The following is a 14,947-nucleotide window of genomic DNA, read 5'->3' on the forward strand; positions in this document are numbered from 1 at the left end:
TTGTGCGGGGGTCTCTGATTAGCGGCTGAGGTGGAAGAGCACGTCCACGGGGTCCTGACCCCGGAGTTTGGCGGTTTCCACCGTGGACTTGATGCGCATGTATGTCTGCGCCCCCAGGGCATTTTTGCTGCACTGCGAAACTTTTCTGGCGATTACCACGGTCCGGAGACTTCGCTCTGCTGCGTTATTCGTGGGTGGAATCTGGGGGGCTGCTACTACTACAGTTGCATTTGGCGATTGGGTCCCTCAAACACGGGAATTCTCGGGAGGTGCCTGGTGACAGAAAGCCCTTGAACAACAGGTTCCTTGGGCAACTGCAACTGTAGTACTACAGGTCATCCGGAAATCCGACGGAGCAGGATGAGGATGCAGGCGAGCTGGACGAAGCCCAGGAAGTTCTGGGCTTTGCGCTCATCTCGTGTCCGAACACGCCTGAATGACTGCAGCCAATAAGGTCGTGCGTTCCACCTTCCAGCGTCGCTTGTAACGACGCATTGGTCATCCATCCTGCGTCTTTTTCTTCCTGTTCTTGCGTCCAGCTTGGCAGTTGTCGACGCCTAGGAGAAGGCCAGCATCACCGACGCTGTCCCCCCTGTCACCCTGCTGAATTTTCCCGAAGTACAGTCCGAGAGCGTCCCAGCCCTGCTCCCATCCTAACTGCAACTCCCCCGCCCAGAGGCGGGGGAGCTCAGGCCGCTAATCAGATACACGAATACATTCACTCAACCCCATACCAACATGCTGGGAGTTAGGTATTCCATTGGCCCTAATGCTTATCAGAAACTGACTGGCTTACTGTGATAAGGCTCTCTATGACTTCCCATAGAATGGACCTCATCCTAGACCAGAGCTTGAGCGAGGAAGGAACGAGGACAGCCGTGACCCACGGGTCAACACATCATAGGCGAAATAGAAAATCCCCTAGTGAGACGCGGGAAAGCCACTTTTAGTTTTAGGGAGCAGATCGAGTGAGAAGGTAGACGAGGCCCGTACTCACTGAAATGCTGCCAAGAAAAACGCTGACTTTAAAAACCGTATCGGTTATCGTGACTCCACTTGCTAATTTAGGCTTCTGTCTGTTCATAATTAAGCCTATATTCATTTTCATAACAAATTTGTTACTCAGCAGGCCCTTCTTCTTAAGGAAAACTTGCATTTAAAGTGGAAACGCAGACCCGAGGGTACCTAATCAATACCTGTCTGAGGAGGCCCACCTGCATGGTTCACGGCGACCAGGCCACCCCGACCGGCGTGGTGAACAACATCTCGCCGCACCTGCTGCAGGGCCGCACCAACGTGCAGCGTTCCAGCCTCCCACGTGCTGAATCGCAGGTATTCGGCGATACGGGTGTGGCAATCCTCATTAGTTCGGGAGTTCGGGCGGCTACACCAGACAGAACATACGGATGTGGGCCTACCATGTGAGACAGCTCGACGTCTCCTTTGGGATGAGCACACCCCAGGTCAGGACAGCCCCAAGTTACCGCATTCCGTCACGGTACGGGGGTATAACACGACCCCGACAGCACTATTTGATCACGGCGTAAGTTCGCCCCGGTCCTCTGCACCCCGGGTCACGGGGAAAATGGCCAGCACGCAGAACGTCCCACTGGAATTCATATCGATTTGTGCCGCGATCAATAGGACGTGCGGACCACCAGGTGACTTTGGAGGTGGCCACCGGAGCAAGTATGGCTTCAGCGCTGCTGGGAGTGTTCGTCACCCCTTCCCTGCTGGACATTGGGCCCCGGCGCTTGAATACCTGATTGGCTATCCCTACAGTTGCACCAAGCAAACAATGAGCCGCTTCCTACCTGCCCTGCTTGCCCGGCAAGTAGTGGGTGTGGACACCCTACCTGCTGATATGTGAGGAGAGCTGCCACTTATCACCGGACTGGGTCCAACATAACTGTACGCCATCCAGTATGTGGACGGCGGCTGAGGCTACTGGAGTACGACGACTCGACGCTGGAGATAATCTCTTACTTGAGTGGGACCTGCGACGAGCTAGAAGCCTAGGCGTGAAGGCAGACAACGCTGTCCTGAACCGCACCCTTATGTATCCGGCGCATACGGTCAAGGCCTCGAAGGAACTCCAGGGAGACCGAGCCACGACGTACCGCAGCTTGGGTGAGGTGGAACGCGTCAACATGGCGGGCCTTCAGGCCTTCGTGGGGCGCACGGAACTGACCTTGAATGCTCTGGCATACGCGGAGAGAAGAAGGCTCAGCCATTCAATGTCCTACTGCTCACATTTGCACCTTCAATATTCAGAGAGCTGCGACTAGCCCTGGAAGAGGTAGCGCAGGAGCTCCGAACTTGTTACAATTTTATTACTTCGGTGCTTTCTCTCCATCTCCCAGTCATGAAGTGGGTTTCAAAGAAACATCGTGCTTGGTTGTGCCCAACCCGTTTTGAGACGCTCAGCCAAACACCCGTACCCCTAAAAGGGGTTGATTCCCCTTTGGTCTCACACTCAACCTGAGGGTTGTGGTATTGTTAGGTTAGTTCTCACGGTAGGGGCAGTATCTGTCCCTGATTATCGCATGATAGTCAAAAAGGGAGGGAATACTCAATGTTCAATCGCTCACATCTTCTTAAGCTGGCCCTTGCTGGAACCTTGCTGGCGTCGACTGCCGGTGCACAGACTCAGCAGAGCACGCTTCCCACATCTGTCCGCGCACAGATGAATAGCATTCTGCAAAGCAGCAGCACCTCAGCCACGACGCTGTCAACTGCCGCTCAGGCACGGCTGACTGCACTGCTGCGGCAGTACCCCGAGTATGCTGCTGCTCTTGCTGCCACTGCGGCGCAAGCACGCCCCTCACTCGCAGCAGCGATTAGTGGGTTTACCGCTAACGCTGTGCCTTCCGCGGCTGCAGCGATTGCAGGCTCTGTAGCCCGCGTTGTTCCTACTGCTGCAGCCGCTGTTGCGGCTGCGGCTGCAGCTGCAAATCCTGCGGCTGCAGCCCAAATTACTGGTCAGGTTGCACTGGCAGCACCTGCTCAAGCAGCAGCCATCGCCGCTGCGGTCACGACTGCAGCACCTGCTCAAGCGGCAGCCATTGCTCAAACGGCGGCCCAGGCCAATCCTGCAGCAGCGGCAGCGATTGCTGCTGCTGTGGCGACAGCGGCTCCACAGGCGGCCGCAGCGATTGCTGCAGCTGTTGTGCAGGCGGTGCCAACAGCGTCCCAGGCTATTAGCGCGGCTGTTGTGGTTGCCGTTCCCGCCGCTGCGGCTGCAATTTCTACCGCCGTCGGCACAGCGCTTGCCAACCCAATTCCCCTCCCACCGCTCGTCAACAACACGACTTCGCCCATCACCCCTATTAGCCCCCGCTCCTAAAACCCAATTCTCCCGTCGGTGTTACTTCTATTTCGGGCATTCGTTCTAATACTGGTGGCAGTCAGTGTAGTCGGTTGGACTACACTGACTGCCATCAATGGCTATAGTGTCAGCAAGGTACGCGAACGAGCTGCTTCTTTGGCAGGATTGGCCCAATACGATCAGTCTTGGAAGGCGCTCGAAACAGAATTGAAACGAAATCCAAAATCAGCTGAACTTTGGTCTGATCTTGGCCAAACGTATAGGGCGGCTTGGTATTTGCATGATGCAGGCCTTACAACGGCTCCCGCAAAACTGTTGCGGGAGCCTGACCTATGGTTTAATCATTCAAAAGATTGGCTATTTAATCATGCACTTTCGGCATATAAGGAAGCAGCAAGGCTTAATCGCCTCAGCGCAATGCCTTGGTACGAAATGGGCCGCCTTCTTTCCTTGGCCGAGCATCACAGTGAAGCTGATGCAGCTTTTGAGCAAGCACTAAAACGAGACCCTCATAATCCCGGCTTTATAGTTGACAGAGCAAAAGCTCTTGAGCGAGCGGGTCATACGGAGGCAGCATTGGCTGCTTTTAGAAAAGCGGAGGAAATTCTTCCCAACCAGGAGAGCGAAAGTGCCGAGGAACGTCTTAAGTGAATATCTTTAGTTATTGGATCTGCCATTAATAAAATTCTAGTTAAGAGTAAAGTTATGGATGGATCATGTTAGATCAAATTGCAAAAACATCAAATACTCTGTCATTTCTTCTTCTCCTACTTTTTGTTGCTTGGGGTCCTATTGCTCAGGGCAGTGTTTTTGCAGGGGGACAAGCGATTATCACCATTTTAGGTGCTCTGGTTTTCCTATTCTGCATTCTTGGTGTTGCACTTTCGAAGAGGCCTCGTTTTTATAACTTGCCTTGGATCACCTCTATAGTACTTATGATAATCTGGATAGTGCTAAGTATTTTACATGCTCAATATTCTTTTGCTGCTTTCCAGCAGGGAGGATTGCTAGTTAGCATGTTTTTGGCGGCCTTATCCGCCCAGTATCTCCTCAGGACAGTTTCCAGGAGGAATATCTTCGGCTTATGGCTACTACTTGTAGGTACAACCATGTCGGCCTACGGAATTATACAAAAAATGGGGTATGGGAAAACACTTACAGTGGACCCAGCACTCATAACCTCCTTCTATTATAACCCCAGTCACTTCGCGGGCTATATAATTCTTGCCCTACCAATTTCGCTTTGGGCACTTCTTTTTCACAAATCTATACTCACAAAAGTTTTAGGTCTTGCTACATCGGTTGCCCTCTTCTATTGCCTTTTACACACAAGCTCCTCGAGTTTTCCGGCAGCGGTTCTTGCCTCATCGATTGTATTTACCTTATGGATATGGAGACTTTTTCGCCCTCTTGGTTTCATTTTTGCTACATCAATAGTGCTTTTAGTTGGAGGAAGCGTCTGGCTGATATCGGACCAGCAGAAATGGCCTCTTATTGATCAAGCACTAAAATTTTCTCAAAAAACCTCCATGTCCGGCTTTGTTCTTCCAAGAAAACGCATCTTGGAACAGGACCTCAAGGCGACTCAACATACACCCTTATACGGAGTAGGTCCTGGTAATTTCGTCTACTTCATGCCTAAATTTCGCCCTGATAAGGCGGATAAGGGAAATGACCCTTCATTCAAGCTCGTTAATTATGCACATAATGACTATTTCCAAGTTGCTATCGAATTGGGAAAAACAGGCCTGGCAATATATTTAATTATTATTACCTTAACACTCCTCTCCGGTAGGCGACAAGACATGCTTGGTGCTTCTTTGCTCTCAGGTCTTACAGGCCTGTGGATCTCGGGTCTGTATGATGCCCACTCGACAGTAATAGCTGGCACCATGGCATGGGCCTGGGTTTCCACAGGGGCTATTGCCGGCTTTTCTATCCCTTCTCAGGACCATGCAGCTATTACTGCTCCCGTGGAATCGAAATAAACTCCCATTAATATACACTTCTTATATTGTCTAACAGTTTTTCGAACAGAAAATCACAAATTATCTCCCACTAAATAAAAGAAGGATTAGAAAGCTGTCAAGTTAAGATTGAGCCCACTATAGCTAATGATACCAATTTCACTAAAATATCAGCTTATGACTTTCCTGTCTCCCTAACATCATCCAACTTCTCTATTTCTGAAGAGCGTTCTGCTTCGAATGCAAGGTATAGGCGGGCCAATAGTGCGGGATCCTTCAAACTGCCTCCCAACAATTCCTCAGCACGTTTCAAGCGGTAGCGGAGAGTATTGACATGGATATGAAGGTGTTCCGCCAGTTCAGGGAGGCTGCCAGCAAAACTGAGAAAGGACCGGAGGGTCGAGACAATGCGTCCCTTATCGTCCCCACGGCAAAGCCGTGCAATGAGTTGATCATGGAGGGTGTCGAGGGCTCCTGTGGTCAGCAGGGCATACAAAGGATCCATCGTGTGATACGTCGTGAACATCTGCTTTTGGTGCGTGGCCGCTAGGGCTTGTCGGGCTTCACGCTCTGCTGCACGCACAGAGGACAGGCCCATGTGGAGCCCACTTACGCCTACCCGCACCTCGCGAGCAGTACTGACGGTTAGCGCCCTATGTAGATCGCGGGCTTCCCGCTCGAGGGTGGCCCGCTCCACTTTTGTCGGGTGCCAAAGCCATACTCCACGCTCACCCCGAACAGTGGAGGATGACGAATATCCCCGCTCCAAGAAGTACCCCTCACCAACCGCCGTAAGCACATCCAACGCTTGAGCGAATGCCCCTCGCCCCACCGTTCCTGGTCTGGGAGAATGAGTGAAAGCAGCGACGGCGATAGCGACAGGTTCCTCACGCGAAGCCTCTTCACTCTGGAGAGTTCCGGATAAAAGCGCTTCCAAGGCCCGCTCCCCTACCCGCCTCCGCGCTGCTCCTGCAGCCGCCGCTTGCAACCGTGCAAGGAGGGCATATTCCGAAGCCAGGGGCAAGAGCGTTCTCCATGCTTCCGGAACAGAAAGCGTCAAGGTACCGACCTGGCGATCCCCCATGGGATCGCTGTACGTCAGTCGGCGTATGAGGAGCGGTCCAGTCTCTTGTCCCGACGACGCCACAACATCTCCCCAGCTGGCACGGATCTCAGCGAATCCACCTGTCAGCTGGGCGAGCAACGCCGTCAGTTCGCGCTCCGGCTGAGGCCCGGTGGCGGCGGAGCGCAGGGCCCGCAGGAGGTCAGCCATGCCGGGCAGGGCCAGGACCGAGGCGTCGGGCAGTTCGGGAGGCCGAGCCATTTCTGCACGCTGAGGCATTTGTTCAAAACTACAAGGTTGGGGCTCAGGATTCACCTTTTGCACCATTCGCACCATGTGCCCTTCCCCTTATGCTGAGGAGGCAACCCTTTGCACCCAGACCCTTTCCTCTGCCGGAGGACCTCATGATTGGAGCGCATCCTTGAAACTCGCCCGCTTTATCGCCGGAGGCCGGTTCCTCAACGGCTTTCTTCAAGACGGCCACCTCATTGACGCGGCTGGCGTAGCCCACGATCCAGAACAGGTGCAGTTCCGCCTCCCGGTGGACCCGCCCAAGGTCATCGCCCTCGCCCTGAACTTCAACGACCACGCGGGCGAACTGGGCCTAACGCAACCGAAAGAGCCCGCCCTGTTCTGGAAGCCCAACACTACGCTGCTGCCACACCGGGGCACAGTGATCTACCCGCGCGGGGCTGAGTTCATGCATTACGAAGTCGAACTGGGTGTGATCATTGGGCGTGACGCCCGGCGGGTAAAGGCGAAAGACGCCATGGACTACGTTGGCGGCTACACCATCGGCAATGACCTGGTGGTCCGCGATTACGTAACCAATACTTTCCGCCCCCCCTTGCGCGGAAAGGGCTGGGACACCTTTGGACCTCTAGGCCCGTACTACGTCACCGCAGACGAAGTTGCTGACCCGCACAACCTGAAGCTCACTGCCCACGTGAATGGAGAGCTGCGGCAGGAAGGCAGCACCCGCGACATGATCTTCGGCATTCCCGAACTGATCGAGCACATCTCGCGCTTCATGACCCTCCAGAAAGACGACGTGATCCTGACGGGTACCCCCAAGGGCATTTCCCACGTTCACCCCGGCGACGTGATGCGGCTGGAGGTGGAAGGCCTGGGCGTGTTGCAAAACGACATTCAGGAGGAGGATGAGGGGGCTGAGCCCATCAAGGGAAAAGAAAGCAAGGAAGGCGAGTGGGACGGGCGTTGAGGAGCGTTGGACCGGGAGAAAGGCTCATGCACCGGGCGCAGGCTGGAAGCATGAAGCTCCTGTCTGCCCTATTGCTGGGCCTCCCCGGGCTTGCCCTGGCCGCGCCTGTACATTCTGAGATGCAGTCCTACGCCAATGTGAATGGCCGGGTTCAGCCGGTCTTTGCGTGGTGCGACGCGCCTGACCGGGTGCTGGCGGTGACACAGCCGACAAAAGTCGCCATGACGCCCCAGCCCGTTACGCTGCTGACGTGGCCCAAAGCCAAGACCGGTCAGTTGCAGCGAGCCTCTTGGCAACTTGGCCCCAATGATGCGGGGGCAGGCAACGTCTACGTGGCCCTGACACCTGCCGGACAGATGGCGGCGCAGACCCCAGCCTCCTACGTCCATCTGAGCAATGTCCAGAACGTCAACGATCCTGCTTACCGCATGACGAAGGTGGGACCGTTCAAGCTCGGCAACAGGATCTATGACTGCCGTTATGAGCCTCAGGCCACGTTCGTAGGTACAACGGCCAACCGCACCGTCACCGTGTGGGACAGCGGCAAGCGGACTACATACGGCACCCAGAACTTCAACGGCACGCGGGGCGTTCTGCTGCGGGGGGACCAGACGGCCTACGGAGCCACGACGCGGGAATCCAGCCGAGTGACTGGCTTTCAACGCGTTTACCTCTGGACCACGCCCGACGGCTACACCTACCGGGTAGAAATGACTGAAAGCGGGGCGAGCGTGACTGTCCTCAAAAACGGCAAAGTCCTGCGCCGCGAACCCTTCCTCGCCTACTCCGTCTCCCTCCCTGCCAAGGAGCAACCATGACCCAGACCCTCAGCCCCAACCACGAGCTCGCCGCCCGGCTGCGCGAGAGCCGCTTGAAAGATGGACTCAAGCACTTCATCGGCGGCGAGTGGGTGGATTCACAGAGCGGCGAGACCTTCCACACCCACACGCCCACCGACAACTCCCACCTCACGACCGTGGCAAGTGGAGACGCGGCGGACATTGACCGCGCTGCTCGCGCCGCACACGACGCCTTCCAAACGTGGCGCGAGGCCAGTGGGAGTGAACGCCGCAAAATACTGCACAAGGTCGCAGACCTGATCGAGAAGCGTGCGCAGGAGATCGCCGTGCTGGAAAGCGTCGACACCGGACAGGCCATGCGCTTTATGAAATCGGCGGCAGTGCGCGGGGCGGAGAACTTCCGCTTCTACGCGGACCGGGCCCCCGGAGCAGCGGACGGTCAAAGCCTCCCTGCCCCTGGCTTCCTGAACTACACGTTGCGCCAGCCCATCGGCCCCGTGGGTGTGATCACGCCCTGGAACACACCCTTCATGCTCTCCACCTGGAAGATCGCCCCGGCCCTTGCGGCGGGTTGCACCGTGGTCCACAAGCCTGCCGAGTGGAGCCCGGTGACGGCCACCTTGCTTGCCGAAATCATGGATGAGGCAGGACTCCCAAAGGGCGTGCACAATCTCGTCCACGGTTTCGGTGAGAGCGCCGGCAAGGCCCTCACCGAGCATCCCCTCATTCACGCCATCGCCTTTGTCGGCGAGACGACCACCGGCAGCCACATCATGCGGCAGGGAGCTGACACCCTCAAGCGCGTGCACTTTGAGCTGGGCGGCAAGAACCCGGTGGTGGTGTTTGACGACGCGGACCTCGACAAAGCCCTCGACGCCGTGGTCTTCATGATCTACAGCCTAAATGGCGAACGCTGCACGTCCTCCAGCCGGGTACTGATTCAGGAAGGCATCTACGATGAATTCACCGCTCGGATTGCCGAGCGCGCGAAGAACATTCGGGTAGGGGATCCGCTCGATCCCAACACGGAGGTGGGGCCGCTCATTCACCCCCGCCACTTCGAGAAGGTGATCTCGTACTTCGGTAAGGCCCAGGAGGACGGCGCGACCATCGCGGCGGGCGGGCAGCAGGTGGGCGAGCAGGGCAATTTCGTGACACCTACGCTGTTTACCCAGGCGCGGAACAACATGCGGATCGCCCAGGAAGAAATCTTTGGTCCTGTGCTGACGGCCATTCCCTTTGCTGACGAATCCGAAGCCCTCTCTATTGCCAACGACGTGCGCTACGGGCTGGCGGGCTACCTGTGGACCAATGATCTCACCCGCGCTCACCGCTTTGCACAGGGGCTGGAGGCGGGCATGGTGTGGGTGAATTCGGAAAACGTGCGGCACCTGCCGACGCCCTTCGGTGGCGTGAAGAACAGCGGCATCGGGCGCGACGGCGGTGACTATTCCTTCGACTTCTATATGGAAACGAAGAACATTGCCATCAGCCTGGGGACGCACAAGACGGCCAAGCTCGGCGTGGGGCAACCCCCCGTGGTGGACAAGACGGTGGCGGAGGGATGAGCAGCGTTCACCGCCTCCTCATTACCGGGGCCGCTGGAGAAGTCGGCTCGGCCCTGCGCGAGGGTTTACGTGGACACTTCCCCTTTCTGCGCCTCACAGATAACCGCGATCTGGGAGAGGCGATTGAAGGCGAGGAGCTCGTCCAAGCCGACCTCATGGACTTCGACGCCGTTCGGCGGGCCTTAGAAGGTGTGGACGCCGTGATTCACCTCGGAGGCATCGCCAACGAGCACACCTACGAGCGCCTCCGCGACGTGAATATCGACGGCACGTACAACGTCTTGGAAGCGGCGCGGCAGGCAGGAGTGCAGCGGCTCGCCTTCGCCTCCTCCATCCATACCGTCGGCTTTTACCCACGCTCAGAGCAGATTGGGACGGACGTGCCCGTGCGCCCCGACACCTACTACGGCGTCAGCAAGGTCTTTGGCGAGGCGCTCGGCCGCATGTACTTCGAGCGATACGGCATGGAGTTTGTCAGTGTCCGCATCTGCTCTTTCCAGGACATGCCGAAAGACGCCCGGCATCTCAGCACCTGGTTTTCGCCCCGCGACACAGTTCAGATGTTCGAGAAGGCTGTCACCGTGCCGAGCGTCGGCTTCCTGGTCGTTGCGGGTATCAGTGGCAACACCCGCCGTTGGATGACGGAGGACGGCTGGGACGTGCTGGGCTACGTACCACAGGACAACGCCGAAACCTACGCCGCCGAGGTGGAGCACATTCACGGTGCCCCAGAGGACATCACCGAGCAGCGTCAGGGCGGAATTTTCGTGGATTCGAGTTACACCGGCCTTGCCGGGAAGGAGAAGTAAGATGCCCGCCATCACCGGCCAAGAGTTCCTCGACCGCCTGCGCCAGAACCCGCCCACCCTCTACATCGACGGGCAGCGGGTGGAAGACCCCACCACCCACCTTGCCACCCGCAACATGGCCCACTCGCTCGCCGGGCTGTACGACCTTCAGAACCAGCCCGATCTCCGAGACGTGCTGACCTACGAGGAGAATGGACAGCGCTACGCCACCTCCTTTATGGTGCCGCGCACGAAGGAAGACCTGGCAAAACTTGGGGAGTCGCACCGCATCCGCGCCAATTTCAGTCTGGGCTTCCTGGGCCGGGCACCTGACTACATGAACGCCAACGTGATGGCGGCGGGCATGGGCGCGGACTACTTCGCCTCCTGCACGGCCAGTGGCGAGGGCAAACGCGATTTTGCAGCGAACATGCGCAGGTACTACGAGTTTGTGCGCAACAACGATCTGTGCCTGACGCACGCCCTGACCAATCCCCAGGTCAACCGCGCGAAGATGGCTTCGGAGATGCCTGACCCCTACATCGCCCTCGGGGTGGTGGAGGAAACGGAGGAAGGCGTCATCGTGCGTGGCGCACGGATGATGGCGACGCTGCCCATCGCGGACGAGATTCTGGTCTTTCCCTCCACTGTGCTGAAGGAAAACGCTGACAAGAGCCGCTACGCGATGGGCTTTGCGCTGCCATGCAATGCGCCCGGCCTCAGCTTCCAGTGCCGCGAGCCGTTCGACGTGGGTCGCGACCCAGAAGATCACCCACTTGGTAGCCGCTTTGACGAGCAGGACGCCTTCGTGATCTTCGATGACGTGCTTGTACCCTGGGAGCGCGTCTTCCTGCTGTATGACGTGGAACTGGCCAACAAGGCATATGCCGCCACCGACGCCGTGCTGCACATGGCGTATCAGGTGGTCAACCTGAAAGTCGCCAAGACCGAGGCGTTCCTGGGCACCGCGCAGAGCATCGTGAACGCCATTGGCAGTGGGCAGTTTCAGCACGTCCAGAGCAAGGTCGCCGAGATCATCGTGATGCTGGAGATTATGAAGGCGCTGGAAGTGGCAGCGCGCGATGGAGCCACGCTCAACAAATACGGCGTGATGACGCCCGCCCGTGGACCGCTGGACGCCGCACGCAACTACTACCCGGCCGTGTACGCCCGCCTGCCCGAATTGCTGCAGTACCTGGGAGCGTCGGGGATCATCATGATGCCGAGCAAGGCCGACCGCGAGGGACCGCTGGGGCCGCAGATCGCCAAGTACCTGCAAGCGGGCAACGCCACCGCCGAGGAGCGCCTGAAACTCTTCCGCCTCGCCTGGGATATGTCCATGAGTTCTTTCGGCGGACGGCAGAGCTTGTACGAGAAGTTCTTCTTTGGGGACCCCGTGCGGATGCATTCGGCGCTGTACGAGGTGTACAACAAGGGGCCTTATGTGGACCGGATTCAGGCGTTCCTCAACCGCAGCGAGAAGCCGCAACAGGAAGAGGTGACGGCATGACCGCCCCCGCTCGCCCCGATGTAATTCGCATTGCGCAGACCATCTTTACCGTGACGGACCTCGAAGCTTCCCGCGACTTTTACGTGAACCTGCTGGGCCTCAACGTGCTGCATGAGGAAAGCGGAGCGCTGTACCTGCGCGGCGTGGAAGACCGCGAATGGACGCTGAAGCTGGAGCAAAGCGCGGAAGCGGGCGTACGCCACCTGGGGTACAGGGTGCGGAGTGATGCCGACCTCGACGCCCTGGTGGTATTAGCCGAGCGCGAGGGTCTCCCCTACCGCTGGGAGGAGGAGCTGGACCGCCCCCGAATTCTGCGGATGCAGGACCCCTTCGGCGTACCTGTGGCGTTCTACCGCGAGAGCAAGACGCACAAGTGGCACCTGCAGGACTACCACTTGCACCGGGGGCCAGGCTTGCAGCGCGTAGATCACGTGAACGTGATGACGCCCGATGTGGAAGCCATGATGAACTGGTACGGCTCTGAACTGGGCTTCCGCACCTCTGAACTCACCGAGGACGAGCAGGGCCGCATCTGGGCTGCCTGGGTGCAGCGCCGGGGCGGCGTCCACGACCTCGCCATGACGAACGGCGCAGGCCCAAGACTGCACCACTGGGCCTACTGGATGCCCGACGCCCTGAGCATCATCCGTACCTGTGACATCCTCGCGGGCGCACGCCAGCCCGAGCGCATCGAGCGTGGCCCCGGGCGACACGGCATCTCCAACGCCTTCTTTCTGTATATCCGTGACCCTGACGGCCACCGCATCGAGTTGTACACCTCCGATTACATCACCGTGGACCCCGATTTCGAGACGATCCGCTGGCAGCGCGACGATCCCCGGCGGCAGACGCTCTGGGGCGCGAAAACACCACGCAGCTGGTTCGAGGAAGGTTCGCGCCTGGAAGCCTTCGGCGGTGGCTGGGTGGAGCCGGTCGAGGGGGAACTGAAGGGGATTCCGGTCCATGTCATCTGAGCCATCGGCCGTTGGCCGTTCGCCAGCAGCAGGGAGGGTCATTCCCGAGGAAGCCCTTTCTGGCCTTGCCACGGAACTGGAAGGAGCGGAGGTGAGCGGAGTGCAACTTCTCCCCTTCTCCGAACGCTTCTCCAACATGACGATTGCAGACGCCTACGCCGTGCAGCGGGCATGGGTGGCACAGAAGGTAAAGGGCGGGCGGCAGGTCGTAGGACACAAGATCGGGCTGACCTCGCGGGCGATGCAGATGGCCTCGCAGATCACTGAGCCGGATTACGGGGCACTACTGGACGACATGTTCTTCGAGCCGAACGGGGATCTTCCCCTGTCGCGCTTTGTGGCCCCGAAGGTAGAGGTGGAACTCGCCTTCCTCCTGAAAGCGGACCTGCAAGGCCCCAATGTCACCGTCTTCGATGTGCTGCGCGCTACCGAATACGTGACGCCCGCCGCTGAGATCATCGACGCCAGGATTCAGCGAGTGAGCAAAGAGACAGGCAAACCCCGCCGGGTGACGGATACTATCAGCGACAACGCCGCGAATGCGGGCGTAATTGTAGGTGGACGTGCCGTGCGCCCAGACGACCTGGACCTGCGATGGGCAGCGGCACTCTGCATCCGTAACGGCGTAATTGAGGAAACGGGCGTGGCAGCAGGCGTGCTGGGGCACCCGGCAGCCGGTATTGCCTGGCTCGCCAATCGTCTCGCTCCCCACGGGGAGGGACTAAGGGCTGGAGAATTCGTGATGGCTGGGTCGTTCACGCGCCCAGTGGACATCGCTTCGGGCGACGTCTTTACATTCGACTACGGCCCGCTGGGCACCTTCTCGTGCCGCTTTACAGGAGATGCGCGTGGACACAACTAACGGGTTCAAAGCGGCGCTCGAGCGGGGCGAGACAGTCTATGGCCTCTGGCTCGCGCTGGCGAATGCATACACGGCTGAGATCTGCGCGGGAGCTGGATTCGACTGGCTGGTGGTAGACGGCGAGCACGCCCCCAACGACCTGCGGTCCATCCTCACTCAGCTTCAGGCCATCGCGCCGTACCCTTCGCATCCAGTGGTGCGTCCCCCTGTAGGTGATCCTGTTCAGATCAAGCAGTTGCTGGATATCGGCGCTTGCAACCTCCTAATCCCGATGGTGGAGTCGGCAGCGCAGGCCCGTCAACTCGTGGCGGCTACCCGCTATCCGCCGGAAGGGATTCGCGGAGTGGGAGCTTCTATCGCCCGGGTCAGCGGGTTTTCCCGAAGCGCGGCGTATTTGAAGACGGCGAACGAAAGTATTTGCCTACTACTTCAAGTGGAATCTGTAACTGGCCTGGAAGCCCTCGAAGAGATCGCTGCAGTAGACGGCGTAGACGGCGTGTTTATTGGTCCAGCAGACCTCGCAGCCAGCTTCGGCCACCTTGGTCACGCCGGGCATCCGGAAGTTCAGGCGGCCATTCAGGACTCGGCGCGGCGTATCCGGAGCGCAGGCAAGGTAGCAGGCATTCTTGCGACAGACGAGGTGATGGCCCGGACATACCTGCAATGGGGCTACACCTTCGTCGCCGTGGGGGTGGACAGCATGATGCTGGCTCAGCAAACCTCGGCCTTGCTGGCAAAGTTCAAGGCGTAAGGCCCGTTGCTCGTCACATGACGAGCATGGGGTGTGCAAACGAGGCAGAACGCCAGCCTGCACCGTTCCTCTCCCGTTGACGGAGGCATTCTTTCTCGGATGTCACCATCAGGC

12 protein-coding genes and 2 pseudogenes are annotated in these 14,947 nt (G+C 58.3%); 10 read left to right on the forward strand and 4 right to left on the reverse strand.

All coding sequences use genetic code 11. The features are described from left to right. Nucleotides 1-18: 18 nt before the first annotated feature. The 3 genes and pseudogenes from B9A95_RS04375 to B9A95_RS33200 form a co-directional block, all read right to left on the reverse strand. Nucleotides 19-228 (reverse strand): annotated as a pseudogene (locus B9A95_RS04375) (IS66 family transposase); the annotation flags it as partial. A 107-nt stretch (nt 229-335) separates the two neighbouring features. Next, nucleotides 336-633 (reverse strand): annotated as a pseudogene (locus B9A95_RS35030) (transposase); the annotation flags it as partial. 2,399 nt (nt 634-3,032) lie between these two features. Next, nucleotides 3,033-3,185, reverse strand: coding sequence for a hypothetical protein (locus B9A95_RS33200; RefSeq protein ID WP_170928413.1), 153 nt, complete (start codon nt 3,183-3,185; stop codon nt 3,033-3,035). 179 nt (nt 3,186-3,364) lie between these two features. On the opposite strand from B9A95_RS33200, the gene B9A95_RS31545 reads away from it, so the two are divergent. Both B9A95_RS31545 and B9A95_RS04400 read left to right on the forward strand, forming a co-directional pair. Continuing rightward, a complete protein-coding gene (locus B9A95_RS31545; RefSeq protein WP_139806444.1) occupies nt 3,365-3,979 on the forward strand; it encodes a tetratricopeptide repeat protein in 615 nt (204 codons plus the stop codon). A 65-nt stretch (nt 3,980-4,044) separates the two neighbouring features. Further along, entirely contained in the window at nt 4,045-5,316 is a 1,272-nt protein-coding gene (locus B9A95_RS04400) for an O-antigen ligase family protein (protein WP_084045715.1), read from the forward strand. 154 nt (nt 5,317-5,470) lie between these two features. On the opposite strand, the gene B9A95_RS36535 is transcribed toward B9A95_RS04400, so the two are convergent. Then, the gene (locus tag B9A95_RS36535) at nt 5,471-6,694 is read right to left on the reverse strand and encodes a PucR family transcriptional regulator (protein WP_342744556.1); all 1,224 of its coding nucleotides are present in this window, start codon (nt 6,692-6,694) and stop codon (nt 5,471-5,473) included. An 85-nt stretch (nt 6,695-6,779) separates the two neighbouring features. Between B9A95_RS36535 and B9A95_RS04410 the strand changes: the two genes are divergently transcribed. From B9A95_RS04410 to hpaI, 8 genes are read left to right on the forward strand one after another with little or no spacing between them, the layout of a single operon-like run. Next, entirely contained in the window at nt 6,780-7,580 is an 801-nt protein-coding gene (locus tag B9A95_RS04410) for a fumarylacetoacetate hydrolase family protein (RefSeq protein ID WP_084045717.1), read from the forward strand. A gap of 50 nt (nt 7,581-7,630) precedes the next feature. Continuing rightward, a complete protein-coding gene (locus B9A95_RS04415; RefSeq protein ID WP_139806445.1) occupies nt 7,631-8,398 on the forward strand; it encodes a hypothetical protein in 768 nt (255 codons plus the stop codon). Next, nucleotides 8,395-9,948 (forward strand): 5-carboxymethyl-2-hydroxymuconate semialdehyde dehydrogenase, encoded by a 1,554-nt coding sequence (gene hpaE / locus B9A95_RS04420; RefSeq protein WP_084045719.1) that lies wholly within the window; start codon nt 8,395-8,397, stop codon nt 9,946-9,948. Before B9A95_RS04415 ends, hpaE begins: the two co-directional genes overlap by 4 nt. After that, nucleotides 9,945-10,757, forward strand: a complete 813-nt coding sequence (locus B9A95_RS04425) for an NAD-dependent epimerase/dehydratase family protein (RefSeq protein ID WP_084045720.1) — start codon at nt 9,945-9,947, stop codon at nt 10,755-10,757. The genes hpaE and B9A95_RS04425 overlap by 4 nt, the downstream gene beginning before the upstream one ends. A 1-nt stretch (nt 10,758) precedes the next feature. Next, the gene (hpaB, locus tag B9A95_RS04430) at nt 10,759-12,246 is read left to right on the forward strand and encodes a 4-hydroxyphenylacetate 3-monooxygenase, oxygenase component (RefSeq protein WP_084045721.1); all 1,488 of its coding nucleotides are present in this window, start codon (nt 10,759-10,761) and stop codon (nt 12,244-12,246) included. Continuing rightward, on the forward strand, nt 12,243-13,220 hold the full coding sequence (hpaD, locus tag B9A95_RS04435) for a 3,4-dihydroxyphenylacetate 2,3-dioxygenase (protein ID WP_084045722.1): 978 nt from the start codon (nt 12,243-12,245) through the stop codon (nt 13,218-13,220). The genes hpaB and hpaD overlap by 4 nt, the downstream gene beginning before the upstream one ends. Beyond that, on the forward strand, nt 13,210-14,082 hold the full coding sequence (gene hpaH / locus B9A95_RS04440; protein ID WP_084045723.1) for a 2-oxo-hept-4-ene-1,7-dioate hydratase: 873 nt from the start codon (nt 13,210-13,212) through the stop codon (nt 14,080-14,082). The genes hpaD and hpaH overlap by 11 nt, the downstream gene beginning before the upstream one ends. Beyond that, nucleotides 14,069-14,833, forward strand: coding sequence for an aldolase/citrate lyase/malate synthase family protein (gene hpaI / locus B9A95_RS04445; protein WP_483863745.1), 765 nt, complete (start codon nt 14,069-14,071; stop codon nt 14,831-14,833). The genes hpaH and hpaI overlap by 14 nt, the downstream gene beginning before the upstream one ends. Nucleotides 14,834-14,947: the final 114 nt, after the last annotated feature.

The sequence above is a fragment of the Deinococcus hopiensis KR-140 genome (assembly GCF_900176165.1).
Classification (GTDB): domain Bacteria; phylum Deinococcota; class Deinococci; order Deinococcales; family Deinococcaceae; genus Deinococcus; species Deinococcus hopiensis.